Source organism: Microbacterium sp. ARD31 (assembly GCF_031844425.1).
On sequence record NZ_JAUZVE010000022.1, the window covers coordinates 61,221 to 85,431 of the forward strand.

The window sequence follows — 24,211 nt, forward strand, 5'->3', positions numbered from 1 at the left end:
GCTGAAGGAAACGGTCATGACCGCCACGATCGACACGCAGACGACCCCTCCCACCACCCACCAGGGCATCCTGGCGTGGGTGAACGAGGTCGCCGAGCTGACCCAGCCCGACTCCGTCCACTGGTGCACCGGATCCGACGAGGAGTGGTCGCAGCTGACGGCCGCCCTCGAGGCGACCGGCACCTTCACGCGCCTGAACCCGGAGGTCATGCCGAACTCGTTCCACGCGGCGTCCGACCCCACCGACGTGGCGCGCGTCGAGGACCGCACCTACATCTGCTCGGTCGACGAGCGCGACGCCGGCCCCACCAACAACTGGATGGACCCGGAGCAGATGAAGGAGCTCATGCGCGGGCTCTACGCCGGCTGCATGCGGGGCCGCACGATGTACGTCATCCCCTTCGTGATGGGGCACCTCGAGGCCGAGAAGCCGATGTTCGGCATCGAGCTCACCGACTCCGCCTACGTCACCGTCTCGATGCGCGTGATGGCCCGGATGGGCAGCGACGTGCTCGCCCGCATCGAGGAGCTCGAGGCCGCCGGCGAGGCGCCCCAGTGGGTGCCGGCCCTCCACTCCGTCGGCATGCCGCTCGAGCCCGGCCAGGACGACGTCGCGTGGCCGTGCAACGACACCAAGTACATCGTCCAGTTCCCCGAGGAGCGGATGATCTGGAGCTTCGGCTCGGGCTACGGCGGCAACGCCCTGCTCGGCAAGAAGTGCTACGCCCTGCGCATCGCCTCGGTCATGGCCCGCGACGAGGGCTGGCTCGCCGAGCACATGCTGATCCTCAAGCTCACCTCCCCGCAGGGCGTCACCAAGTACGTCGCCGCGGCCTTCCCGAGCGCGTGCGGCAAGACCAACCTCGCCATGCTCAAGCCGACCATCCCCGGGTGGAAGGTCGAGGCCATCGGTGACGACATCGCCTGGATGCGGGTCGGCGAGGACGGCCGCCTGTGGGCCGTCAACCCCGAGTTCGGCTTCTTCGGCGTCGCCCCGGGCACCAACGAGCACACCAACCCGCACGCCATGGAGACCATCCGCAAGGGCAACTCGGTCTTCACCAACGTGGCGCTGACGCCCGACGGCAACGTCTGGTGGGAGGGCCTGGAGAACACCCCGGCCGAGGCCACCAGCTGGAAGGGCGAGCACTGGACCCCGGAGATCGCCGCCGAGACCGGCGAGCTCTCCAGCCACGCCAACAGCCGCTACTGCACCCCGATCAAGCAGTGCTCGATCCTCGCCGACGAGTACGACGACCCGCGGGGCGTGCCGATCGACGCGATCCTCTTCGGCGGCCGCCGCAAGACGACCATCCCGCTGGTGACCGAGGCCCGCGACTGGAGCCACGGCACCTTCATGGGCGCGACCCTCTCCTCCGAGACCACCGCCGCCGCGGTGGGCGCGGTCGGCGTGGTCCGCCGCGACCCGATGGCGATGCTGCCGTTCATCGGCTACAACGCCGGCGACTACTTCGGCCACTGGATCAACGTCGGCAAGGACAACGACGCCGCCAAGCTGCCGAAGATCTTCTACGTCAACTGGTTCCGTCGCGGCGAGGACGGGGACTTCCTCTGGCCGGGCTTCGGTGAGAACAGCCGTGTCCTCAAGTGGGTCATCGAGCGCATCGACGGCCAGGCTGCCGCCGTCGAGACCCCGATCGGCCACGTCCCGGCGCCCGGCTCGCTCGACGTCGACGGCCTCGACCTCACCGAGGAGCAGCTCGCGCAGGCCCTTGCGGTCGACGTCGAGGAGTGGAAGGCCGAGATCCCGCAGATCCAGGAGTGGTTCGACAAGTTCGGCGACGACCTCCCGGCCGTCCTCTGGACCGAGCTCGACACCCTCAAGGCGCGTCTCGACGCCTGAGCCCTGCACCAGCCAGCTGCTGCCGCGCCGACCCGTCCCCGGACCACGGGGGCGGGTCGGCGTCGTCCCGGGCCGGATGCGCCCACCCCGGTGGGACCGATGTGGCACGATCCTCCCACTGGGGTCGGGGAGCCGGAGGTGAGTCATGCCCTTGGGACAGCACGAACGCAGTGTGTTCGAGGAGCAGTCGACCCCTCTCTACGAGGAGATCGTGACCTCGGGCGGCCTCAGCGCCACCGACAAGCGCATCGTCAAGGGCGGCGAGCTGCACGAGGCCTTCACGATCCTCACCGAGGTGGGCCTCGTGGTGAAGAGCGAGGACGGCACCCAGTGGCGCGCGGTCGACCCGGCCGCCGTGCAGGCACAGGTCGTCGCCCCGCTCGGCCAGCAGGGCGCCGAGCTGATCGCCGAGTCCGCCCACTGGGCGCAGGCCTTCGGCACCCTCTCGCACGCCTGGCGGCGCTCGCCCAGCGCGGTCGGGGGCCCGTTCGCCGAGATCCGCGGCGAGGCCACCATCCGCAACTTCCTCGACTCCCTCGTCAACGACGCGGAGGAGGAGCTGCTGACCGCGCAGCCGCAGGACCGGCGCGGGGTCAAGCAGCTCGGTGAGGTCACCGCACGCGAGATCGCGACCCTCAAGCGCGGCGTGAGGATGCGCACCCTCTACCAGCACGCCGCCCGACGCGGCACCGACACCCGCCGGTACGTCGCCGCGGTGACCGCTGCCGGGGCCGAGGTCCGCACCCTCGACGAGTTCTTCAACCGGCTCATCGTGGTCGACCGGCGCGTCGCCATCATCCCCAGCCACCAGAGCCTGGCGGTCGCGATGGTCATCAGCGAGCCGTCGATGGTGCTCTACCTCGTGGACATGTTCGAGCGCCACTGGGAGCGCGCGCGCCCCTTCACCAGCAGCGAGACCTCCCTGATGCGCGACATCGCCGCCGAGCAGCGCGCGATGACCATCCGCATGCTCCTCGAGGGTCGCGCCGACCCGGCGGGCGCCAAGCGGCTCGGCGTCAGCCCGCGCACGTACGCCGGCTACGTCGCCGACCTCAAGAACGAGTTCGAGGTCGAGACCCGCTTCCAGCTCGGCTACGAGATGGGCAAGCGCGGCATCTCCGGGCGGGAGACCGACGAGACCGGCGCGGCCACCTGAGGGAAAAGATCGAGGGCAGCAACCCGGAGGTTGCTGCCCTCGTGAGCTGGGTCTGGGCCTGTGGGGGAGGCCGTCGGACCAGGACTCGTGGGGGGTTGAGAGGGTCCGTGACTCAGCTCTTCACTGCGTGCCCATCATGGCACGCGCAGGTCAGTGGGGCGCCTTGGTCTTCGTGCCCCAGGTCGTGTCGATCCCGGCGTCTGCAGGGGAAGCACCCAGGCCGACGAATCCGAAGCCTAGAGCGGCCACGAGTGCTGCGGCTGCGATGCGGCGTACTGGGGTCATGGGGTTTCACCTCGTTGTCACGATGTCACAGGGGATGACAGTTAATTGTCGCTCACTGCCCGGCGATGCGTCAGTGCGTTCGATCTGCAGGTCTGTGCATTGCAGGTTCCTGCAAAAGCCCGGGCAGGCGCAGGGCTGCGGCCCCCTTCCGGGGAAGGGGGCCGGCCACTGCGGAGGCGGAGGGATTTGAACCCTCGATGGGGTTTTAGCCCCAAACCCGCTTAGCAGGCGGGCGCCATAGACCGGACTAGGCGACGCCTCCATGCCCGGCGAGCACCGGGCGCACAGAAGGTTACAAGGCGCACGGCGCTCGCGCCGAATCAGGTCACCACTTGCGCAGGCCGTGCCCCTGCTGGAGGTGGGCCTGGATGTCGCGGACGAACGCCTCGCGGTCCACCGCCAGCATCTCGACCGGGATCGTCGTGGTGCGCCCGTCGCGCAGGCGCAGGACGACCACGGGGGAGTCGGCGACGGTCGTGGTGACCGCGTCCTCGACGTCCTTCCAGCGTGCGGCGGCGGCGCCCACGCCGCGCACCCACTGGACGCGGTAGCCCTCCGGGGTCAGCCGCACGACCCAGCCCTTCTCCCGCCAGGCCCACCAGCTCGCCGCCAGCACCACGATGGTGAGGCCGACGGGGACCAGGAGGAAGACCGTGTGCAGGTCGAGGGCCGCGATGGCGAACGTGCAGAGGAGGATCAGCACCGCCACCGCCACCAGCACCACGCCCAGCAGGCGCGCCGCCACGGCGGGCGCGAGACGGTGGACGGTGGCGTTCTCGGTGGTCACCCTCGGATTTTCCCACGTCCGCCCGGCACCGGCCGTGCCCGGGTGGGACCTGCGGGCGTTGGGTAGAGTCCCGCGGTGTGCGGCGCGCGTCGTCGTACGAGGAGGGGTGCCGGAGCGGCCGATCGGAACCGCCTTGAAAGCGGTCGTAGGGAGACCTACCGCGGGTTCGAATCCCGCCCCCTCTGCTGAGCCTCACTGGAGGCTAGGGTCGGCAACGTGACGACCTGGTTCGAGTCCGCCGCCGACGCGACCGCGCGCCTGCGCGCCGCGGGGTACCTCACCGACGACGCGACCGCGCTGACGGCGTACCTCGCGGGCGCGCTGGAGAAGCCGCTGCTGATCGAGGGTCCGGCGGGGGTCGGCAAGACCGAGCTGGCCAAGGCGGTGGCGCGGGCGACGGGCGCGGAGCTGGTGCGCCTGCAGTGCTACGAGGGCCTCGACGAGGCCCGGGCGCTGTACGAGTGGAACTACAAGAAGCAGCTGCTACGCATCCAGGCATCCCAGGGCGACGCCGTGTGGAGCGAGACGCACGACGACATCTTCACCGAGGAGTTCCTGCTCACGCGGCCGCTGCTCAGCGCGATCCGCCGGGACGCACCGACGGTGCTGCTCGTCGACGAGGTCGACAAGACCGACGTCGAGGTCGAGGGGCTGCTGCTGGAGGTGCTGAGCGACTTCCAGGTGACGATCCCCGAGCTCGGCACGGTGACGGCGACGCGACGGCCGTTCGTCGTCCTGACGTCCAACGCCAGCCGGGAGCTGTCCGAGGCGGTCAAGCGCCGCTGCCTGTTCCTGCACCTGGACTACCCCGACGCCGAGCGCGAGCGGGCGATCGTCACCAGCCAGGTGCCCGGGCTCGACGACAAGGTCGCCGCCCAGCTCGTCGACGTCGTCGTGCGCCTGCGCGAGCTGGAGCTGAAGAAGGCCCCGTCGATCGCGGAGTCGGTGGACTGGGCGCGCACCCTCATCGCCCTCGAGATCGGCGACCTCGACGAGGCCACCGTCGCGCGCACCCTCGGCGTCGTGCTCAAGCACGCGTCCGACCAGCGGCGTGCGATCAAGGAGCTCAAGCTGGCCGTGGGATGAGGGCCCGATGACCCTGCTCGACACGCACATCGGCTTCGTGGAGGCGCTGCGCTCCGCGGGCCTCTCGGTGTCGCTGGCCGAGGGTCTCGACGCGATCAGCGCGCTGGAGAAGGTGCACTGGCACGACCGTGAGACGGTGCGCGCGGCCTACGCCGCGACGCTGGTCAAGCGACAGCCGCAGCGGGTCACCTTCGACGCCGTCTTCGACATCTACTACCCGCGCCTGGTCGGCGGCGGCGTCGGGAGCGATGACGCGGTGCCAGATGAGGGCGTGCGCGACTCCGGTCCCGAGCTCGCCCGCTTCCGAGAGGCGCTGGCCGAGGGGCTCGCCGCCGGCGACGAGCAGGCGCTGCAGGACCTCGCCGTGGAGGCCGTCGCGCGCTTCGGGGCGATGCCCGGTCGCGGTCCCGGGCTGTCGAGCTGGTCGGCGTACACCTCCCTCCAGCGCGTGTCGCCAGCCGAGCTCGTGGACCGGGTCGTGCAGGGGCTGCTCGCGGGGGGTGTCGACGAGCGGCAGGCGCAGCGGGCTGCGGGGCGGCGCATCGGCGACTTCACCCGGATGGTCGAGGGCGACGCCCGGCGACGGATCGCCGAGGAGAAGGGGCCCGCGCACGTCGCCGACGTGACGGTCCGGCCCACGATCGACCGGCTGGACTTCACCGCCGCGCGGCGCAGCGACCTCGACGAGATGCGCCGCGAGATCTACCCGCTGGCCCGGCGGCTGGCGGCCAGGCTCACCAAGGAGCAGCACGCGCGGCGGCGCGGCCCCCTCGACGTACGCCGCACGGTGCGCTCCTCGATCGCCACGGGCGGCGTGCCGCTGACCACGGTCCACAAGCCCAAGCGGCCGCACCGCACGGACCTGGTGGTGCTCTGCGACGTGAGCGGCTCGGTGGCGAACTTCGCCCAGTTCACGCTGCTCCTCGTCTACGCCCTGCGTGAGGCGTTCAGCGGGGTGCGGGCCTTCACCTTCGTCGACGACGTGGTCGAGGTCAGCGACCGCTTCCGGCCCGGTGCCGACGTGGTCGAGGTGATGGAGGGCTTGGCGGCGAGCATCTCGCACGCCGCGCTCTTCGGGCGGACCAACTACGGGCGTGCCATCACCCGCTTCGCCGAGGACCACGCCGACGCCGTCGGGCCGAGGAGCTCGCTGCTGGTCCTCGGCGACGCCCGCTCCAACTACAGCGACCTCGCCCTGCCCGTGCTCGCCGACCTCGCCGGGCGCGCCCGCCACGCCTGGTGGCTCAACCCCGAGCACCCCCGCCACTGGGGGACGGGCGACAGCGCGGCCGACAGGTACGGCGAGGTGGTGCCGATGACGGAGTGCCGCAACCTCGCCCAGCTCGCGGAGTTCGTGCACTCGATCGTCTAGCGCTCGCTGCGCTCGCGCTCGCTGGCCCATCTCGGTGGTTGAGGTGCGAGCGCAGCGAGCCTCGAAACCCCTACCCCGCGAGGAAGCCGAGGTCCTGGAGGCGGGTGATCTCGGCCCGGACCTCCGGGTGCTCGGCGGTGTCGGCGGCGCGGGCGCCCGCGACGTAGACGTGCGTGCCCTCGCCCTCGCGACCGTCGAAGACGACGGTCAGGCGGTTGGGGATCGAGGCGTTGATCAGCGAGCCGAGGAGGGCGACCGGGTCGGACCGGTCCTCCAGCGACAGCACGCGGGTGTCCTCGGGGATCCGCGGCACCTGCGCCGACGGGGCGCCCGCGGTGACCACCTGGTCGACCACGAAGCGCGTGGAGCGGGTGCTGGCCGCGATCTCTGCCGCGATCGCACCACCGGCGGCGGAGCCGACGAGCATCACCCGGGCGTCGTCGTCGGTGACGGCCTTCTCGATCGCCCGCACGACCTGCCCCGCGGAGGTGGTGGGGTCGGCGCCGACGAGGCGGAGCCGGCCGTTCTCGGGGCCGGGGTTGCCGGGGAGATAGGCGATGTAGCGGCCCGCACCGACGCGCTGGACGCTGATCCTGCGGTCCTCGGCGAGCAGGTTGGCCATCAGCTCCTCGAGCGACCGGGGCGCCTGGCCCTCGCTGCTGTCGGCCTCGGTGGCGGGGTGCTCAGCCTCGACGAACGAGCCGGCGGAGTCGCGGAAGGCGGCGACGGCGTCGGTCGGGAAGGGCTCCACCCCGATGGCGCGCAGGCCGCCGCGCGCGGCGTGGGCGCCCTGGTCGGTGGCGAGCACGCCGGCGGTGAGCAGCGAGCGCATGTGCAGCCCGTCGAGCAGCCCGCCGCCGCCGGAGAGGTGGTCCATGAGCTCGGGGTTGTTCTCGGCGAGCTCGTTGAGGTAGGCCGTCACCCCGTCGCGGTCCATCGCGTCGGTCTCGATGAGCCCGGCGCTGACGATCGCACCGCCGAGCGCCACCTCGGGGGCGAGGTAGCCGATGGCGCGGCCCGCGATCGAGCCGAGCGTCTTGTAGGCGGCCTGCTGCAGCTCGTCGATCCAGCGGTAGGTCAGCACCGTCGCGCGGACGACGAGCGCGTCGGCGTCGAGCTCGACCGAGCGGGTCAGCAGCCCGTGCTTGCCGGTGGTCGCGGCGCGGATGTCCTCCTCCGCCTGCGCCCACGTGGCCCGGGACAGCTCGCCGGAGTCGGCGACGTCGTCGTCGGAGAGGATCTCGGTCCCGAGGCGGGCGCGGGTGCGCATCTCGTTGCCGGAGGAGTCGAACAGGTCGGCCAGCGCCAGCATCTGGTCGTACTTGTCGGCCGCGACGGACGCGGACGACGCCTCGGGCGTCTCGTCGCCGTGGCTGCGGGGGATGTCGAGGTTGCTCATGTCGTCACCTGGGCGAGCACGGGGGCGAGCTCGGTGGGGAGGTCGTCGGGGTCGACGCGGCGGACCGCGACGCGGGCGCCGTCGTCGTGGCGCGGGGTCAGCGAGTGCCAGCCGTCCCTGAGCATGACCCACGACACCACTCCCACCGCGGTGGTGGCCCGCTCGGCGACCTCGGCCGCGAGGATCCGGAGCCGGCCGCGGCTCTCGGCGTGCACGGCCGAGAGCGCAGCAGCGGCCTCGGCGTCCCCGAGCGGCTCGCCGTCGGCGAGCACCTGGCCCTCGGCCTGGCCGATCAGCACCGGCACCAGGTCGGAGCGCCCGGAGCGCAGCGCCTCGCCGATCGCGTCGGCCAGGGCGTAGGGCACGTCGAGGAGGTCGGGCACGTGGGACGTGCCGAGCGGCACCTCCTCCGGGACGGCCGTCACCCGTGCGAGCTCCACGGTCCACTGGTCGGCGGGGAACCACGCGAGCTCGAAGACGATGCCGTCGCAGGTCGACAGGCTGGCCACGGCGCCGCCGCTGTGGCGGTGCCAGGCCTTGACCTGGGTGGCGCCGGCGGCGACGTCGATGTCGAGGGCGAGGCGCGGCGTGGCCAGCAGGCCCACGGCGCCGACGATCCCGGCGTCGGCGCCCTCGTCCGTCAGCAGGCCGCGGCGGCGCAGGGTGTCGCGCGGGTCGTGGAGGGTGCCGATCGCGTCGGTGTAGGCGGAGTCCTCGACCGAGCCCCGGCTCTGGCCGAGCCGGCCCGACAGCGAGCCCGCACCGGCGCCTGCGGCGTCGCCGGCGGCGAGGTCGAACGGCAGCGGGGCGCCTCCGGCCAGCTCCGCGACCAGGCGCAGCTCCGGCAGGGTGAGCGCGAGCCGGCGCGCCATGCCGTCGAGGAAGCTCGCCGGCGGCGTCGGCGGCGTGGTCAGGTCGATGGTCACCATCTCAGAGCCCCGGGAGGTCGACGGTCAGCCAGTCCCTGTGACCGGCCGGGGGAGGGTCGAACGCCAGCAGCGCAGCGTCGGCGGCGTCCGGCTGGGCGCCCGCGGACGGGTCGGCCTCGCTGGCGCGGGTGCGGGCGTCCTCGACGAGCGAGGTGGCCTTGTGCGAGCGCACCTCGATGGCCTCCTTGAGCGTGTCCACCTCGGAGAGGTGGCGCGAGAGCGACTCGGCGGCGGTCTCGTGCTGCGCGGCGGCGGCGCGGAGGTGGTCGGCGCGCTCCTTGATGCGCTCGCGCATCGCGTCGGCGGCCTTGCCGTGCCACGGCACCGCCTCGGCCTGGGAGACCAGACGTGCGGCGAGGGCGCGGATGTCGCCGCCCTGCTCACGCAGCTGGGCCACGCGCTTGCGACCCGCGGCGGTGTCGCCGTACATCGATCACTCCCTCTCGTCGGCGCACGCCTACCCGTGACGTGCCCCGCCCAAACGTGCTCCGCCGAACGATTCTGGCCCACCAGGCGCCCGTGGTCGACCCGTCCTGCCGCCCGGGGCGGCCGATAGGATCACCGCACCGACCAGCCCCCGCCGATGGCACGAGGTGTGCATGACATTCGACGTCCACCAGCTCGACGCGTTCGTGCTGGTCGGCGCGGTCGTGACGTTGGCGGCGATCCTCGCGGTGCGGGTCTCGGCGGGTGTCGGCCTGCCCTCGCTGCTCATCTACCTGCTCATCGGCGTGCTGCTGGGTGAGGGCGGTCCCTTCGCGATCCCCTTCGAGGACGCCCAGCTGGCGCACGCGCTCGGCTTCGGCGCCCTCGCGATCATCCTGGCGGAGGGCGGCCTGACGACCGACTGGCGGCAGATGAGGTCGAGCATCCGGCTCGGCGTCTCCCTGGCCACCCTCGGCGTCGCGGTGTCGGTGGCCGTCGTCGCGGTCGGCACCCATTACCTCCTGGGCCTGCCGTGGGAGCTGGCGGTCCTCCTCGGTGCGGTGTGCTCGCCGACCGACGCGGCCGCGGTGTTCTCGGTGCTGCGCGTCGTGCCGCTGCCCAAGCGCCTCACCGGCGCGCTGGAGGCGGAGTCCGGGCTCAACGACGCCCCGACCGTCGTCCTCGTCGGCATCATCTCGACCGGGGCCGTCGGCAGTGCCGGCCTGTTCGAGGTCGCCGGCACCATCGTCTTCGAGCTGGTCGCGGGTGGTGTCATCGGCGCGGTGTGCGGCTTCGCGGGCGCCTGGCTGATGCGCCGCGTCGCCCTGCCGTCCTCCGGCCTCTACCCGCTCGCGGTCATGTGCCTCGCCTTCCTGGCGTACGGCGCCGCTGCCGCGGTGCACGCGTCCGGGTTCGCGGCGATCTACGTCGCGGCGCTGATCCTCGGCAACAGCGAGCTGCCGCACCGCGTCGCCACCCGTTCCTTCGCCGAGGGCGTCGCGTGGCTGGCGCAGATCGGGCTGTTCGTGATGCTCGGCCTGCTGCTCTCGCCCGGCCGCATCGACCTCGACACCGTGGTCGACGCGCTCGTGACGGGGCTGGTGCTCACCTTCGTCGCCCGACCGCTCTCGGTCCTCGTCAGCACCGTCGTGCAACGCATGGGCCCGCGCGACATGGTCTTCATCTCCTGGGCCGGGCTGCGCGGCGCGGTGCCGATCGTGCTGGCCACCATCCCCCTGTCCGAGGGCGTCGAGGGCGCCGACCACCTCTTCGACATCGTCTTCGTGATGGTCGTGGTCTACACCCTGCTCACCGGACCCACCCTCCCGTGGGTCGCGCGGCTGCTCGGGGTGGCGCTGCGCTCCGAGCCCCGTGGCCTCGACGTGGAGGCGGCCCCGCTCGAGCGGGTGGCGGCCGACCTGCTCCAGGTGACGATCGCGCCCACGTCGAAGATGCACGGCGTGGAGGTGGGTGAGCTCCGGCTGCCGCAGGGCGCCTCCGTCTCGCTGGTGATCCGGGCGGGCAACGTGCTCGTGCCCGAACGACGTACGGTGCTGCGCTCGGGCGACGACCTCGTGGTCGTCACGCCCCGCAAGCTGCGTGACGCGACCGAGGTGCGGCTGCGCCAGGTGTCGCAGAACGGCCGACTCGCCCAGTGGCTCGGCGACTCCGCGCGGCGCGACCAGGAGTGAGCCGCGCCGGCTCACTCCGAGCCGGTCGCCTTGCAGATGCTGGCGTCGGACTTCGCCACGACCGACTCGACCTGCTTCTTGCGCAGCGAGGTGAACTTCTCCCCGACCACCACGACGATGCCGACCCCGATCGGGTCTCCGGGCACCACCTCGGCGCCCTTGAACTGCTTCTTGACGAGCTGCACGGCGGGGTTGGTGGGGTCGAAGCTCCAGATCTGCGTGGTCGCGGCGGGCTGCGGGGAGTCGCCGACGTCGCCGGCGACGAAGCCACGCTCCTCGAGCTGGGCGCTGGTGGCGCCGGCGAGCCCGCTGCGGCCGCTGCCGTTGAAGACGCTGACCACGACCTGGTCGCGGCGCACCTCGCTGCCGGCGGCGACGGTCGCGTTCTCGCAGATCGGCACGGGCTCGTCCTCGGGGAACGGCTCGGTGAACGCCGACCAGCCCCACAGGGTCGCGACGACGACGATGAGGCCGAGCGTGGCCAGGGTCAGCGCGGACCGCAGCGCGCCGCTCATGCGGAGTCGGCCTGGTGGACGCGGGCGTGCAGCACGCTGCGCTGCTGGAGCGCGGCGCGCAGCGCGCGGTGCAGGCCGTCCTCGAGGTAGAGGTCGCCGCGCCACTGCACGACGTGCGCGAAGAGGTCGCCGTAGAACGTGGAGTCCTCGTCGAGCAGGGCGTCGAGCTGCAGGGTGTCCTTGGTGGTCACCAGCTCGTCGAGCCGCACCTGCCGCGGGGGCAGGTCGGCCCACTCGCGCGAGGTCAGTCCGTGGTCGGGGTAGGGCCGGCCGACGCCCACCCGCTTGAAGATCACGCTGGGATCATAACGACGCCCTCGTGGCGGCCGACGCGCCTGACTAGGCTCGCGACCATGAGCGAGACCCCGGAGGCCCAGCCCGCACCGTCCGACCCGATCTCCGCAGCCGTCGCGCCGGGCTACCGGTTCGAGGGCCCGGCGCTCGAGCTGGGCGGTCTGATGCTCGACGCCGAGCGCCTCGGCGACGTCCCCATCCGGATCCCGCTGGGCATGCTCAACCGGCACGGCCTGGTCGCAGGCGCGACCGGCACCGGCAAGACCAAGACGCTCCAGCTGCTGGCCGAGCAGCTCAGCGCGAACGGCGTGCCCGTCTTCGCGGCCGACATCAAGGGCGACCTCTCCGGGCTCGGCGTGCCGGGCGAGGCGAGCGAGAAGCTGACCGCCCGCACCGCCAGCGTCGGCCAGGACTGGACGGCGACCGGCTTCCCGACGGAGCTCTACGCGATCGGCGGCCAGGGCATCGGCGTACCGGTCCGGGTGACCATGTCGGCGTTCGGGCCGACCCTGCTCGCCAAGGTGCTCGGCCTCAACGAGACCCAGGAGTCCTCGCTGGGCCTGGTGTTCTACTACTGCGACAGGAACGGGTTGCCGCTGCTGGACCTGTCCGACCTGCGGGCCGTGCTGCAGTACCTCACCGGCGACGAGGCGGGCAAGGCCGAGCTGAAGGGCATCGGCGGCCTGTCCCCGCAGACCGCCGGGGTGATCCTGCGCGAGCTGATCACGTTCGAGGCGCAGGGGGCCGACGTGTTCTTCGGCGAGCCGGAGTTCGAGACCAAGGACTTCCTCCGCACGACCGACGACGGCCGCGGCATCATCAGCCTCCTCGAGCTGCCCAACCTCCAGGACCGGCCGGCGCTCTTCTCCACCTTCCTCATGTGGCTGCTCGCCGACCTGTTCCACGACCTGCCCGAGGAGGGCGACCTCGACAAGCCCAAGCTGGTCTTCTTCTTCGACGAGGCCCACCTGCTCTTCAACGACGCCTCCGACGCGTTCCTCGACCAGGTCGCCCAGACCGTGCGGTTGATCCGGTCCAAGGGCGTGGGCGTCTTCTTCGTGACGCAGTCGCCGACCGACGTGCCCGACGAGGTCCTGGCCCAGCTCGGGTCGCGGGTCCAGCACCAGCTCCGCGCGCACACGCCCAACGACGCCAAGGCGCTCAAGGCGACGGTGAACACCTACCCCAACAGCGCGTACGACGACCTCGGCGAGGTCATCACGTCGCTGGGGATCGGCGAGGCGGTCGTGACGGTGATGAACGAGCGCGGCGCCCCGACGCCGGTGGCCTGGACGCGCCTGCGAGCGCCCGAGTCGCTGATGGACCCCGCGGACGCCGCCGCGATGGAGGCCGCGGTCCAGGCCTCGCCGCTGACCGCGAAGTACGCCGAGGCGATCGACCGCGAGTCAGCGCGCGAGCTGCTCGCCAAGAAGCTCGAGGAGGGCGCGCGCAAGGCGGCCGAGGACGCCCGGGTCAAGGAGATGGCCCGCGAGCAGAAGAACGAGCGCGTCACCGAGAAGTCGCGGCAGAAGGCGGAGAAGGAGCAGGACAGCATGGTCGAGACCGTCGTGAAGTCCACGGCGTTCAAGGACTTCATGCGCACCGCCGCCCGCGAGATCGCCCGCGGGATGTTCAAGAGCGGGAGAAGGTAAAGAGCGCCGACAGTGCTTGTGGCGCTCGCTCCGCTCGCGCGTGCTCGGCGCCCCTGAAGACGTTGTCTTCCCTCCTCGCTCCCGAGCTGTCTCGTCGCGCTCGCTCGCTCGTCAGTCCAGACGACGTCGGGCGCCGAGCGCGGGGGCTGAGGAGGCCGGGGCGATCCGGGCGCCTCTCACATCGTGGGGTCTGTCCAGGCCAGCTGGGCGGTCTCGGTGCCGCGGTCGCGGGTGACCACGCGGGCCCGTCCCGCGGGCGCGGGCTGGGGCCGGAGGTTGCCGATGAGCACGCCCTCGTCGCGCGGGCCGGAGAGCATCACGCCCGGCATGGCGAGGTCGCGCAGCGACTGGATGACCGGCTCGTAGAGCGCGCGTGAGGCGCCGCCCGTACGACGCGCCACGACGACGTGGAGCCCGACGTCGCGCGCCTGCGCCATCAGCGGCTGCAGCGAGGAGACCGGCGAGGACTGCTGCGTGGCCACCAGGTCGTAGTCGTCGACCACGACGAAGACCTCGGCGCCCGTCCACCACGACCGGTTGCGCAGCTGGTCGGGCGTCACGTCGGGGCCGGGGATGCGGCCCTCGAGGTAGGTGGCGATGTCCTTCAGCGTCGGGGTCGCCTGCGTCGCAGAGGTGAGGTAGTTCAGGAGGTACTCGTCGGGCACCTCGCCGAGCAGCGAGCGCCGGTAGTCGACGAGGACGATCTGAGCCTCCTTCGGCGTGCGGGTGCGCATGATCTCGTGGACGTAGGCCCGCAGCAGCGCGCTCTTGCCGGACTGCCCGTCGCCGAACACCAGCATGTGCGGCTCGGCGTCGACGTCGAGGCCGATCGGGGCGAGCTCCTTCTCGTTGATGCCGAGCAGGATCTGCTTCTCCGGCAGCTGGCGGCGCACGGCGTCCTCGCGGATCGCGTCGAGCGTGACGGTCTCCGGCAGCAGGCGCAGCTTGGGTCCCTGCGGGCCCTTCCACGCCGCGGCCACCCGGTCGAGGAGGTCGTCGACGCCGTCGCCGAGGGTGTCGGCGTTGCCGTCGCCGTCGATGCGCGGCAGCGCGCCGAGGAAGTGGAGCTTGGACGGCACCAGGCCGCGTCCGGGGCGACCGACCGGCACCAGCGCCGCGACCTTGCGGTCGACCTCGGAGTCGAGCGGGTCACCGAGGCGCAGCTCGAGCTTGGACCCGAAGACGTCGCGCATCGCGGCGCGGAAGTCGGCCCAGCGCGTGGAGGCGGTGACGATGTGGAGGCCGAAGGTCAGGCCGCGCGCGGCGAGCTGCTGGATCTCCATCTCGAGGTCGTCGAACTCCGCGCGCAGCGTGCTCCAGCCGTCGATGACGAGGAAGACGTCGCCCCAGCCGTCGTCGGCACGGCCCTGCGTGCGGCGCGAGCGGTAGGTCTCGATGGAGTCGATGCCGTTCTCGCGGAAGTAGGCCTCGCGGCGGTCGACGATGCCCTCGACCTCCGCCATCACGCGTCGTACGACGTCGGGCTCGGAGCGGGTCGCCACGCCCGAGACGTGCGGCAGCCGGGTCATCGGGGCGAACGCGCCGCCGCCGAAGTCGAGGACGAAGAACTGCGACTCCAACGGGGTCGTCACCAGCGCCATGCTGGTCACGATGCTGCGCAGGAGCGTGCTCTTGCCCGAGCGTGGGCCGCCGACGACGGCGACGTGGCCGGCGGCACCGGTGAGGTTCAGCGTCATCGTGTCGCGGCGCTGCTCGCGCGGGCGGTCGACGGTGCCGAGCGGGATGACCAGGCCCGGCACGTTGCGCCACTGCGGCGACGTCAGGCCGAGGTCGGGGCTCTCCACCAGGTCGGGCATCAGCTCGTCGAGGGTGTCGGGGACGTCGAGCGGCGGCAGCCAGACCTGGTGCGCCTCGGGGCCCTTGCCGATCATCCGCTGCACCGCGATGTCGAGCAGCGACGGCTGCTCCCCCTGCTGCTGCGGCTGCGGGGTGGGGACCTCGGGGGTCTCGTCGGTCGTGGTGTCGAGCGCCTGCACCTCGGAGATGGTGAAGGGCAGGATCCCGCGGATCGCGCCGCCCTCGTCGCGGGTGACGCGGGTGCGGCTCGACGGGGGACCGGAGACGTAGGCCGCCTTGAAGCGCAGCAGCGTCGACTGGTCGGGCTTGAGGTAGCCCAGCCCGGGGACGGCGGGCAGCTCGTAGGCGTCGGGCACGCCGAGCACCGCGCGCGACTCCCCGGCGGAGAACGTGCGGAGGCCGACGCGGTAGGACAGGTGCGACTCCAGGCCGCGCAGGCGACCCTCCTCGAGGCGCTGCGAGGCGAGCAGCAGGTGCAGGCCGAGCGAGCGGCCGAGGCGGCCGATGGCGACGAAGAGGTCGATGAACTCGGGCTTGGCCGAGAGCATCTCGGAGAACTCGTCCACGACGATGAACAGCGACGGCATCGGCTCGAGCGGCTCGCCGTTGGCGCGCGCCTTCTCGTAGTCGCGCACGGAGGCGTAGTTGCCGGCGTCGCGCAGCAGCTCCTGGCGGCGGGTCATCTCGCCGGACAGGGCGTCCTGCATGCGGTCGACGAGGGTGAGCTCGTTGGCGAGGTTGGTGATGACCGCGGAGACGTGCGGCATCCCCGCCATGCCGGCGAACGTCGCGCCACCCTTGAAGTCGACCAGCACGAGGTTGAGCTGCTCGGAGGAGTGGGTCATCGTCAGGCCGAGCACCAGCGTCCGCAGGAACTCCGACTTGCCGGAGCCGGTCGCGCCGATCACCAAGCCGTGCGGGCCCATGCCCTGCTGGGCGGACTCCTTGATGTCGAGGTGGATCAGCCCGCCCGAGTCGCCGATGCCGATCGGGACGCGCAGCCGGTCGCGCGCCGGCCGCGGCCGCCAGGCGGTCGCCGGGTCGTAGGCGAAGATGTCGCCCAGGCCGAGCAGGTCCATGTGGTCGGGCGTGGTCGAGGTGATGTCGACCGTGCCGCCGGCCGACGCCGACTCCGCGCTCGCGGTCTTCAGCGGCGCCATGCGACGGGCGTACGCCTCCGCCGTGGCGAGGTCGCACTGGTCGGCCAGCGCCTTGACGGGCTCGCCGCGCAGCCGCAGCGCGCGGACCGGTCGCTTGCCGAGCTCGGAGGGCCCGTCCACGAACTCCAGGCGCAGGCGCGTGGAGTCCTCGAGCTCGTCCCAGCGGGCCGGCAGGTCCAGCAGCGTGACGCCGTGCAGGCCGTCGGGCGGCACGATGTGGTTGCCGGGCGGCAGGTGGCCGCCGTCGATGACCAGCAGGATGTGGGGCGTCGCGGGGCGCTCGTCGGCACCGAAGCGCGGGCGGTCGCTGAGGTCGGGCGGCAGCAGGTTGCCGAGGTCGTCGAGTGACGTCGCGACCATGCGCATCGGGCCGACGGCGTCCGCCTCGCGGGTGCTCTGGGCGTGGGGGAGCCACTTGACCCAGTCCCAGTGGGTGAGGTTCTGCTCCGAGCTCAGCACCGCGACGATCAGCTGGTCGGGGTTCTGGAAGGCCGTGGCCGAGCAGATCATCGCCCGCGCGGTCGAGCGGACCTCCTCGGCGTCGCCGCACAGCTCGATCCGGTCGAAGGCGCGCAGGTCGATCGACGCCGGCAGGTTGGGCTGGAGGCGGTGCACGACGAGCAGCCGGTGCAGCGCGGACGCCGCCGCGGGGTCCACCTGGTCGACCGGTGCGCTCTCCGGCGGCACCAGCTCCAGCGACAGGGGCTGCGAGCAGAGGCCGTAGCGGACGTGGAGGAAGTTGTCGTCGGAGGCGGTGTGCTCCCACAGCCGGGTGCGGTCCTCGGCGAGCGCCGGCAGAGCGTCGGGCTCGGGGTGGTGCCAGTTGAGGGCCCGCCGCTGCTGGTCGGCGGCCTCGCGCGCGACCTTGCGGATGTTGCTGAGGTAGCGGAGGTACTCGGTGCGCGAGCCGGTGACCTGCTGGGCGCGTTGCTTCCGCTGCCGGTCGATCTGCACCACGATGAAGCCGAGCGTGGCGAAGAGGAACATGCCGGCCGCGAGGAAGCTGCGGCCCTTGTTCGACCCGCCCATCGTCGCCACGAGCACGATCGAGCCGAGGCTGCCGAGCATCGGGATGGCGTTCATCAGCACCCCGCCGGCGCCCTCGCCCTCCTGGAGCTCCGGCGGCGGCTGGAGCACGATCTGCCCGCCGGGCATCTCCGGTTCATCGAGCCGTTGGCCGCCCCGCAGTGTCGTGCTCACGCATCCCCCGTTGCCTCGCCCGATGACGTCGCGACGATGATAGGTGCGCTCCCGCGGAGCCGCACCATGCGACTACTCTCCACCGGGAGAAGCGCCCGCCGAGGCACGCGAAGGGGGAATCGTGTCGTACGTCGCGATGCCCAGCCCTGCCGGGGCGACCATCGCCGTGAGCGTGCACGGCCCCGCCGGCGTGCTCGACCTCGTCGTGCCCACGGGCGCCACCTCCGTCGACGTCGCGCGGGAGTACGCCAAGCAGGCCGCGGAGGCGGGCCAGGCGCCGGCGATCCCGCTCCTGCAGACAGCCCTCGGCGAGCGCCTCAACGCCGCCGTGCCGCTGGGGGAGGCGGGCGTCCAGTCCGGCGACGTGCTGGTCGCCACCTCGGGCGTCCACCGGCCCCGCCGGCAGACGCTGCGCGAGGCCGCCAAGAACGCGCCCGAGAGCCCCGCGCTCGCGTCGATGATCGCCACGATCGCCGCGCTCGTCGCCGTCCTCGCCGGCTGGTACGCCGCCCGCGCGGGCGAGGACACGGCCCGCACCGCGACGGTCGGGGTGCTGCTGGCGTGCGCCCTCGTCGGGGTGCTGCCGCTCGGGCGGCACACCCGCCAGCGTGCCGCGGCCGCGCCCGCGTTCGCGGCCGCTGCCGCCTTCGCCGCCCTCTACGAGCCGGGCGTCCACCTCCTCCCCGCGATCCTCGGCGCCGCCGCGATCTCCGCGGCCGTCGTCGCCGGCATCGGGCGCGCCCTGTCGGTGGGCACCGACGAGATCGGCACGGTGTGGATCGTCAGCGGGCTGACCGTCTTCGCGTGCTGCTCGCTCACCGCGATGCTGGGCTGGGACGCCCGCATCGCGTGGACGCTGCTGGTCTTCCTCTCGATGATGGCCGCCCGGTTCGCGCCGTCGCTCGCCGTCGACGTACCCGACGAGGCGCTGCTCGACCTCGACCGGCTCGCGGTCACGGCCTGGTCGGCCCGCGACAGCCACCGCGGTGGCAAGCGAGGACGGATCGTCGTCGCGGCCGACGCGATGGAGCGGCTGGTCCACCGGGCCTCGCGCCTGGTCACGGGCGCCTCGGTGGCGATCCTGGTGACCGTCGTCGTGGCCAGCCCGCTGCTCCTGGACGCGGCGCACATCGACCTCGACCGCATCGGCGCACGCTGCCTGGTGCTCTTCGCCGGCTGCTCGCTGCTCCTCGCCGCGCGCTCCTACCGCCACGCGACCGCCCGCGCCCTGCTCCGGCTCGCCGGGCTCGGTGCGCTGGCCGCCCTGGCCGTGCACCTGGTCCTCGGCCCCGGCGCCGGCCACCTCGACACCTTCTTCTACGTCGTCGTCGGCCTCGGCGTCGTCGCGCTCGCCGCGGCCGTCGCCACCGGTCGTGGCTGGCGCTCGGTCTGGTGGGCCCGGCGGGCCGAGGTGGCGGAGTCCTTCTGCGGCAGCTTCGCCTTCGCCGCAGCGGTCGTCGCGGCGGGCGTCTTCCGCAGGTTGTGGGAATTGACGTCCTGAGGTTTAGCCCCGGATCGCTCGGGTAGATGCCACGTCAGCACGGGGGGTCGGGACGTCTCCCCGAGCACCGGATCACCATCCAGCACCAACACACCAAGTAACTCGGTCGGTGGGACCGCCGAGGGAGAAGGATCGACCATGAGCGACATGTACGGCCAGACAGAGAAGGCCCTTTCCAAGGCCGCCGACTTCGTCGACCAGGCCCGCGGCGACGTGAAGAACAAGTGCGGCGTCCTGTCCGGCAACATCCAGACGATGATGGGCGGATGGGGCGGCCAGGGTGCCACCGCGTTCAACAACCTGATGATCGCCTGGGACCAGAAGCAGGAGACCATCCTCAAGGCGCTCGACCAGCTCTCCGCGTCGATGAAGGAGACCGAGCGCGACAACGTCTCCACCGACGAGGGCCAGTCCGCGGCGCACGTCAACCTGCAGGGCCGTCTCGGCTGACCGGCCGACACAGACTTCGAGATCTAGGAGATCGCCATGACTTTCGACGGAATCAAGGTCCAGCACGGCCACCTCGAGGCCGGTGCGGCCGACGTGATGAAGGCCGCCAAGGACATCGAGGCCCGCCTCGACCAGCTCGAGAACGAGCTCAACCCCCTGCGGTCGGACTGGAACGGTAACGCCAAGATGGCGTACGACCAGGCCAAGGCCAAGTGGGACCAGGCGATGAACGAGATGACCCTCCTGCTCCAGCAGGCCAGCCAGGGTGTCGACTCGTCCAACGCCGAGTACAAGGCTGCCGACGCTCGCGGCGCCAACCGCTTCTGAGCGCACCGACAGGCTCTGCGAGGCCGGTCGCCCCTCCGGGGGCGGCCGGCCTCGGCCATGTCCGCGGGTCGCTCGACGTGACGACCCGCCGCACTCCACGTCCGCGCGCGGCGTCGCCTAGGCTGCACCCCGTTCGTCGACAGGGCTGCTCGGGCCGGCGCAGTGGAAGCACGATCAGGGGGAAACGCCAATGAGTCAGGGGTCCTCGGTTGCCTCGGGCCTGGTCCGGGTGACCATCGCCTCGGGGTCGCGACGGGTCGATCTGGTGCTGCCGGGCTCGATCCCGGTGGCCGAGCTCGTGCCCGAGCTGGCCCGCTCCGTCGGCCTGCTCGACGCCTCCACGGTCTACGGCGGCTACCGCCTGGTGACCCAGGAGGGCCGGGTCCTGGCCAACGACGCCGGGCTCACCATGCAGGGCATCGAGGACGGCGGCCTGCTGACCGTCACCGCCGGCGTCGACGACCCCGCCCCCCGCGTGTACGACGACGTGGTCGAGGCGATGGCCGACGTCGTCGAGAACGAGCTGAAGCCGTGGGAGCCCGCAGCCGGGCGGCGTACGGCACTCGGCGCGGGCAGCATCCTGCTCGGCCTCGGCGCGCTGGCGCTGCTGCTGCAGGGCGAGAGCGTCCTGGGCGGCGTGGCCGCCGCGGTGATCGCCGGCCTGCTCGTCGTCGGCGGCGTCGTGCTCGCCCGCGCCCAACGCGAGCCCGAGGCCGGTGTGGTCGTCTCGCTGCTCGCCGCGCTCTACGCCGCGGTCGCGGGGCTGCTGCTCGCACCCGGCGACCTCCCGGGGTGGAGCTGGCCGCTCGCGGACGCCTTCTTCACCGACCCCCTCCTCTTCGCGGGCCTCGGGGTGCTCGCCTCCGGTCTCGTCGCCGTCGTCGGCCTGCAGGAGGGGCGGCCGCTGGTGATCCCGGCGATCGTCGTCGGCGCGGTCCTCGTCGCCGGGTCGGTGCTGATCCGGGTGGCGTCGCTCGAGCCGGGGGTGGTCTTCACGGTGCTGATGACCCTCGTGGTGCTGGCCGGCAGCATCTTCCCGTGGCTGGCGCTCGGGGTGACCGGCACGAAGGTCGACCAGCTCTACTCCCTGCACGACATCACCGCCGACCCCGAGGACATCGACCCCGACGAGGTGGCCGACGACGCGCGGGTGGGCCACGAGATCCTGCTGGCGGTCTCCGCCACCGTCGGCACCCTCCTCGTCTTCTTCGCCCCCTTCGCCGTCGACCGCGGGGTGTTCGGCACGGTCCTGGCGGCCGTGTGCTGCCTCGCCGTCATGTTCCGCACCCGCCAGTACCGCACCGGCGCGGAGGTGCTGGCCGGCCTCGCCTCCGGCATCCTCGGCCTGGTGTCCGTCGCCGTGTCGATGCTGCTCATCCACGACGGCTGGCGTGCCGGCGCGGCGATCGGCCTCGCCGGGGTCGGCGCCTTGCTCCTCGCGCTCACCCTCGTGCCCGCCTCCGCCTCGGTCCGGCGCGGACGGATGGGCGACATCGTCGAGACGATGACCCTGATCGCGCTGCTGCCGCTGATGGTGCTGGCCGCCGGCTTCGTCTCCGCGGTGGCGGGCTGATCGATGGCGACCAAGAAGGACCTCGTCGAGGCCCACGCGTTCAGCAGGCGCCGGCTCGTCACGGCGTTCGTCTCCGGCGCCCCCGGCGGGCGCGAGGTCGAGCCGGTGCGCCCCGGCCGGGTCCTGATCGGCGGCGTCGCGCTCTCGGTGCTGCTGCTCGCGGGCGCGGCCATCGCCGGCTTCCTGCTCGGCCGGCCGCCGGCGCAGTGGCTGGAGACCGGCAGCTTCGTCATCTCCAAGGACACCGGTGAGCAGTACGTCGTGCTCCGCGGGGGCGACAACCCGAAGCTGCAGCGGGTCCCCAACTACGTCTCTGCGCAGCTGCTCATCGGCAAGCCCGACCTGACCCCGTTCACGGTCCGCGACAAGTACATCCGCACGGTCCAGCTGGGTGACGACCTCGGCATCGAGGGCGCCCCGGCCGGGCTCCCGTCGCCCGACGAGCTCGTCGACGACGGGTGGACCGCGTGCACGGGGAGCGGGGTCGGCATCAAGCTGGCGGTCCAGCAGGACGCGACCGTCGAGGACCTCGTCGGCAGGGCGTTCCTCGTCTCCAGCGGCGGCCGGCAGTGGCTGATCGCGACCGCGCCGCCGGTCGGCAGCGAGCAGGGCACCGCCTTCCGCCTGCCGATGCCGACCGACTCGACCGCCGCCTCGACCCTGGGCAACAAGCTCGGCTTCGGCGCGACCCCGGTCGAGGTCGATGAGGAGTGGCTCAACCTGTTCCCGCTCGGCGACCCGCTCGACGCCGACTCCTTCGGCATCGACGACGAGGGGCAGGCGGTCCCCTACGCCGACACCCGCGCCGACCTCACCCGCTTCCGCATCGGCGACCTGCTCCAGTCCAGCACCGGCACCTACTACCTCCTCGGCGACGAGAAGCCCCAGCGGCTCAGCGACTTCGCCGGCCTGGTGTACGACGTCGTCGGCACCCCGGTCGCGCAGGTCGACGACGACCTGTTCGCCGACTTCGGCGACCCCACCTACCCCGCCGAGTGGCCCGCCACCGTCCCGCAGGCCCTCGCGGGCGGGGCGATGTGCGCGGTGCTGCACCCCGCGACCGACGACGACGCCGGCGTCAGCCTGGCGACCAACCCGACGGGCGCCGCCGACCCGTCCGACGTCGGTCCCGGACGCCACGACGTCGACGTGGAGCCGAGCGCCGGCGCCTACGTCCTCTCCGGCTCCGGCGAGGCGGCCGACGACGGCACCCGCTACGTCGTCGACACCAAGGGCGAGAAGTACCTCCTCGTCGGTCCGCAGGTGCCCGGCTACATCGGCTACGCCGACGTCGACCCGCCGCTGGTGCCGAGCGCCTGGCTGGAGTTCTTCCAGACCGGCGTGCCGCTCTCCACCAACGCCGCGCGCCGCCTGCCCGCAGACGCGCCCCCGGCGGAGTCCGAGGCGGACGCGAGCTGATGAACCACCGCAGGCTCCGTACGACGGTCGCGGCCGGCGTCCTCGCGGCGGCCGTGGTCCCCGTCTGGGCTGGCCCGGCCGCCGCCGACCACGACGCGCCGTGCCTGGTGAGCGAGATCCCCGGGTCCGAGCCGCTCGCCGACACGCACGAGAAGGAGAACGCCGCCTTCGACCGGATGCACGTCGCCCAGGCCCAGGAGCTCGCGACCGGCCGCGGCGTCAAGGTCGCCGTCATCGACAGCGGCGTGCGGCAGCTCGAGGGCCTCGACCGGGTCGGCCTCGCGGCGGTCGCGGGTGCGAGCCCCACCGAGCTGCTCTCGGGCCACGGGACGATCGTGGCCGGGCTGATCGCCGGTCCGCACGGCGTCGCCCCCGACGCCCGCGTCTACGACGTGAAGGTCTTCGACACCGACGGCGCCGACACCACCCAGGGCCAGAAGGCGCTGACCTCGGCGGGGCTCGTCGCCGGGATCGAGGCGGTCCTCGACGCCTACCCTCGCGAGCGCTTCGACGTCGTCAACATCTCGCTCGCGGTGCGCGACCCCGACCCCGCCCTGAAGGCCGCGGTGGCCCGGCTCGTCGACCTGCCGCTCGTGGTGGTGGCCGCGTCCGGCAACCGGGCCGAGGACGACGACGACTTCGAGGGCACGCCCGGCAGCGACGCCGACGTCTACCCCGCCGACTACCCCGGGGTCGTCGCGGTGAGCGCCACCCCGCCCGGCGACGACGACCCGAGCGCGTCCGTCGTACCCAACATGGACACCGACGTCGCGGCACCCACCCTGGGCGCGATCTCCGTCAACGCGACCGGCCAGGTCTGCGTCGTCGGCGAGGTCGCGACCTCCTGGGCCGCTGCCGAGGTGAGCGGGCTGGTCGCGCTGCTGCGCCAGCGCTTCCCCCGCGACACCCCGCGGCAGCTGGTCGCCCGGCTGCAGGCCACCACCGAGGGTGCGGGTGCGCCGACCGGGCCCGACGGCCAGGTCGAGAACCCGTGGACCGGCGCCGGCGTGGTGCAGGCGCACGACGCGCTCACCCGACAGGTCGAGGTGGGTCGCCAGGGCAAGGTCGAGACGACCGTGGCCGAGGTGCGCGCCGATGCGCAGGCACCCCCGGCCCCCGAGCAGGTCGACCTGTTCGGCACCCCGCGCGCGATGCTGCTGTGGTCCGGGCTGGTCGCCGGCTCGCTGCTCGCGCTCGCCTTCATGCTCCGCCCGCTCCTGCGGCGGTCGTGACCGGCGGTGAGCCCGGTGTTCGCCCGCTGCTTGCCCCATTGCACCGGTGCGGCTCCCGTGGGCGTGGTGGAATCG

At 72.6% G+C, this 24,211-nt stretch carries 20 protein-coding genes and 2 tRNA genes; 13 read left to right on the forward strand and 9 right to left on the reverse strand.

Annotated features, from left to right (window positions below; translation table 11 throughout):
* Nucleotides 1-16: 16 nt before the first annotated feature.
* Together Q9S36_RS32835 and Q9S36_RS32840 are read left to right on the forward strand one after the other, a co-directional pair.
* A complete protein-coding gene (locus Q9S36_RS32835) occupies nucleotides 17-1,864 on the forward strand; it encodes a phosphoenolpyruvate carboxykinase (GTP) (RefSeq protein WP_311289024.1) in 1,848 nt (615 codons plus the stop codon).
* Nucleotides 1,865-2,009: 145 nt separating this feature from the next.
* The gene (locus Q9S36_RS32840) at nucleotides 2,010-3,020 is read left to right on the forward strand and encodes a hypothetical protein (protein WP_311289025.1); all 1,011 of its coding nucleotides are present in this window, start codon (nucleotides 2,010-2,012) and stop codon (nucleotides 3,018-3,020) included.
* 150 nt (nucleotides 3,021-3,170) lie between these two features.
* Here the strand turns inward: Q9S36_RS32840 and Q9S36_RS32845 are convergent, their stop codons facing one another.
* The 3 genes from Q9S36_RS32845 to Q9S36_RS32855 form a co-directional block, all read right to left on the reverse strand.
* The gene (locus tag Q9S36_RS32845) at nucleotides 3,171-3,305 is read right to left on the reverse strand and encodes a hypothetical protein (RefSeq protein ID WP_311289026.1); all 135 of its coding nucleotides are present in this window, start codon (nucleotides 3,303-3,305) and stop codon (nucleotides 3,171-3,173) included.
* A 171-nt stretch (nucleotides 3,306-3,476) separates the two neighbouring features.
* Nucleotides 3,477-3,567 (reverse strand) — tRNA-Ser (locus Q9S36_RS32850).
* A gap of 63 nt (nucleotides 3,568-3,630) precedes the next feature.
* Nucleotides 3,631-4,092, reverse strand: coding sequence for a hypothetical protein (locus Q9S36_RS32855; protein WP_311289027.1), 462 nt, complete (start codon nucleotides 4,090-4,092; stop codon nucleotides 3,631-3,633).
* A gap of 100 nt (nucleotides 4,093-4,192) precedes the next feature.
* Between Q9S36_RS32855 and Q9S36_RS32860 the strand changes: the two genes are divergently transcribed.
* From Q9S36_RS32860 to Q9S36_RS32870, 3 genes are all read left to right on the forward strand, one after another.
* Nucleotides 4,193-4,277, forward strand: a tRNA-Ser gene (locus Q9S36_RS32860).
* Nucleotides 4,278-4,308: 31 nt separating this feature from the next.
* Complete coding sequence (locus Q9S36_RS32865; RefSeq protein WP_311289028.1) at nucleotides 4,309-5,178, forward strand: MoxR family ATPase; 870 nt, start codon at nucleotides 4,309-4,311, stop codon at nucleotides 5,176-5,178.
* A 7-nt stretch (nucleotides 5,179-5,185) separates the two neighbouring features.
* Nucleotides 5,186-6,550, forward strand: a complete 1,365-nt coding sequence (locus tag Q9S36_RS32870; protein WP_311289029.1) for a VWA domain-containing protein — start codon at nucleotides 5,186-5,188, stop codon at nucleotides 6,548-6,550.
* Between the two features lie 70 nt (nucleotides 6,551-6,620).
* Here the strand turns inward: Q9S36_RS32870 and Q9S36_RS32875 are convergent, their stop codons facing one another.
* The 3 genes from Q9S36_RS32875 to Q9S36_RS32885 are packed head-to-tail and all read right to left on the reverse strand — an operon-like array spanning nucleotide 6,621 to nucleotide 9,308.
* Nucleotides 6,621-7,949, reverse strand: a complete 1,329-nt coding sequence (locus Q9S36_RS32875) for a hypothetical protein (RefSeq protein WP_311289030.1) — start codon at nucleotides 7,947-7,949, stop codon at nucleotides 6,621-6,623.
* Entirely contained in the window at nucleotides 7,946-8,878 is a 933-nt protein-coding gene (locus Q9S36_RS32880; protein ID WP_311289031.1) for a hypothetical protein, read from the reverse strand. The genes Q9S36_RS32875 and Q9S36_RS32880 overlap by 4 nt, the downstream gene beginning before the upstream one ends.
* 1 nt (nucleotide 8,879) lies before the next feature.
* Nucleotides 8,880-9,308, reverse strand: a complete 429-nt coding sequence (locus Q9S36_RS32885; protein WP_311289032.1) for a hypothetical protein — start codon at nucleotides 9,306-9,308, stop codon at nucleotides 8,880-8,882.
* Nucleotides 9,309-9,477: 169 nt separating this feature from the next.
* Here Q9S36_RS32885 and Q9S36_RS32890 point away from each other — a divergent pair, with 169 nt between their 5' ends.
* Entirely contained in the window at nucleotides 9,478-10,995 is a 1,518-nt protein-coding gene (locus Q9S36_RS32890) for a potassium/proton antiporter (protein WP_311289033.1), read from the forward strand.
* Between the two features lie 11 nt (nucleotides 10,996-11,006).
* Here Q9S36_RS32890 and Q9S36_RS32895 read toward each other — a convergent pair whose 3' ends face one another.
* Both Q9S36_RS32895 and Q9S36_RS32900 read right to left on the reverse strand, forming a co-directional pair.
* Nucleotides 11,007-11,510, reverse strand: a complete 504-nt coding sequence (locus tag Q9S36_RS32895; RefSeq protein WP_311289034.1) for a LytR C-terminal domain-containing protein — start codon at nucleotides 11,508-11,510, stop codon at nucleotides 11,007-11,009.
* Complete coding sequence (locus Q9S36_RS32900; protein ID WP_311289035.1) at nucleotides 11,507-11,806, reverse strand: type II toxin-antitoxin system VapB family antitoxin; 300 nt, start codon at nucleotides 11,804-11,806, stop codon at nucleotides 11,507-11,509. The genes Q9S36_RS32895 and Q9S36_RS32900 overlap by 4 nt, the downstream gene beginning before the upstream one ends.
* Before the next feature lie 57 nt (nucleotides 11,807-11,863).
* On the opposite strand from Q9S36_RS32900, the gene Q9S36_RS32905 reads away from it, so the two are divergent.
* On the forward strand, nucleotides 11,864-13,456 hold the full coding sequence (locus Q9S36_RS32905; protein WP_311289036.1) for a helicase HerA-like domain-containing protein: 1,593 nt from the start codon (nucleotides 11,864-11,866) through the stop codon (nucleotides 13,454-13,456).
* A gap of 176 nt (nucleotides 13,457-13,632) precedes the next feature.
* On the opposite strand, the gene eccCa is transcribed toward Q9S36_RS32905, so the two are convergent.
* The gene (gene eccCa, locus Q9S36_RS32910; RefSeq protein WP_311289037.1) at nucleotides 13,633-17,634 is read right to left on the reverse strand and encodes a type VII secretion protein EccCa; all 4,002 of its coding nucleotides are present in this window, start codon (nucleotides 17,632-17,634) and stop codon (nucleotides 13,633-13,635) included.
* Between the two features lie 121 nt (nucleotides 17,635-17,755).
* Here eccCa and Q9S36_RS32915 point away from each other — a divergent pair, with 121 nt between their 5' ends.
* From Q9S36_RS32915 to Q9S36_RS32940, 6 genes are all read left to right on the forward strand, one after another.
* The gene (locus Q9S36_RS32915) at nucleotides 17,756-19,135 is read left to right on the forward strand and encodes a hypothetical protein (RefSeq protein WP_311289038.1); all 1,380 of its coding nucleotides are present in this window, start codon (nucleotides 17,756-17,758) and stop codon (nucleotides 19,133-19,135) included.
* Nucleotides 19,136-19,273: 138 nt separating this feature from the next.
* A complete protein-coding gene (locus Q9S36_RS32920; protein WP_311289039.1) occupies nucleotides 19,274-19,585 on the forward strand; it encodes a WXG100 family type VII secretion target in 312 nt (103 codons plus the stop codon).
* Between the two features lie 36 nt (nucleotides 19,586-19,621).
* On the forward strand, nucleotides 19,622-19,912 hold the full coding sequence (locus Q9S36_RS32925; RefSeq protein WP_311289040.1) for a WXG100 family type VII secretion target: 291 nt from the start codon (nucleotides 19,622-19,624) through the stop codon (nucleotides 19,910-19,912).
* 190 nt (nucleotides 19,913-20,102) lie between these two features.
* Nucleotides 20,103-21,485, forward strand: a complete 1,383-nt coding sequence (eccD, locus tag Q9S36_RS32930) for a type VII secretion integral membrane protein EccD (protein ID WP_311289041.1) — start codon at nucleotides 20,103-20,105, stop codon at nucleotides 21,483-21,485.
* Between the two features lie 3 nt (nucleotides 21,486-21,488).
* Nucleotides 21,489-22,904 carry a type VII secretion protein EccB gene (locus tag Q9S36_RS32935; protein WP_311289042.1) on the forward strand — a complete coding sequence of 472 codons (1,416 nt, stop codon included), beginning with the start codon at nucleotides 21,489-21,491 and terminating at the stop codon, nucleotides 22,902-22,904.
* Nucleotides 22,904-24,136: a S8 family serine peptidase gene (locus Q9S36_RS32940; RefSeq protein WP_311289043.1), complete on the forward strand. Its 1,233-nt coding sequence runs from the start codon at nucleotides 22,904-22,906 to the stop codon at nucleotides 24,134-24,136. Before Q9S36_RS32935 ends, Q9S36_RS32940 begins: the two co-directional genes overlap by 1 nt.
* The last annotated feature ends 75 nt before the right edge of the window (nucleotides 24,137-24,211 follow it).

Bases quoted from the DNA above. Each gene is read 5' to 3' on its own strand.
- Q9S36_RS32835 (WP_311289024.1), top strand. From the start codon at position 17: ATGACCGCCACGATCGACACGCAGACGACCCCTCCCACCACCCACCAG.
- Q9S36_RS32840 (WP_311289025.1), top strand. From the start codon at position 2,010: ATGCCCTTGGGACAGCACGAACGCAGTGTGTTCGAGGAGCAGTCGACC.
- Q9S36_RS32845 (WP_311289026.1), bottom strand. From the start codon at position 3,305: ATGACCCCAGTACGCCGCATCGCAGCCGCAGCACTCGTGGCCGCTCTA.
- Q9S36_RS32870 (WP_311289029.1), top strand. From the start codon at position 5,186: ATGACCCTGCTCGACACGCACATCGGCTTCGTGGAGGCGCTGCGCTCC.
- Q9S36_RS32875 (WP_311289030.1), bottom strand. From the start codon at position 7,949: ATGAGCAACCTCGACATCCCCCGCAGCCACGGCGACGAGACGCCCGAG.
- Q9S36_RS32880 (WP_311289031.1), bottom strand. From the start codon at position 8,878: ATGGTGACCATCGACCTGACCACGCCGCCGACGCCGCCGGCGAGCTTC.
- Q9S36_RS32885 (WP_311289032.1), bottom strand. From the start codon at position 9,308: ATGTACGGCGACACCGCCGCGGGTCGCAAGCGCGTGGCCCAGCTGCGT.
- Q9S36_RS32890 (WP_311289033.1), top strand. From the start codon at position 9,478: ATGACATTCGACGTCCACCAGCTCGACGCGTTCGTGCTGGTCGGCGCG.
- Q9S36_RS32895 (WP_311289034.1), bottom strand. From the start codon at position 11,510: ATGAGCGGCGCGCTGCGGTCCGCGCTGACCCTGGCCACGCTCGGCCTC.
- Q9S36_RS32905 (WP_311289036.1), top strand. From the start codon at position 11,864: ATGAGCGAGACCCCGGAGGCCCAGCCCGCACCGTCCGACCCGATCTCC.
- Q9S36_RS32920 (WP_311289039.1), top strand. From the start codon at position 19,274: ATGAGCGACATGTACGGCCAGACAGAGAAGGCCCTTTCCAAGGCCGCC.
- Q9S36_RS32925 (WP_311289040.1), top strand. From the start codon at position 19,622: ATGACTTTCGACGGAATCAAGGTCCAGCACGGCCACCTCGAGGCCGGT.
- eccD (WP_311289041.1), top strand. From the start codon at position 20,103: ATGAGTCAGGGGTCCTCGGTTGCCTCGGGCCTGGTCCGGGTGACCATC.
- Q9S36_RS32935 (WP_311289042.1), top strand. From the start codon at position 21,489: ATGGCGACCAAGAAGGACCTCGTCGAGGCCCACGCGTTCAGCAGGCGC.
- Q9S36_RS32940 (WP_311289043.1), top strand. From the start codon at position 22,904: ATGAACCACCGCAGGCTCCGTACGACGGTCGCGGCCGGCGTCCTCGCG.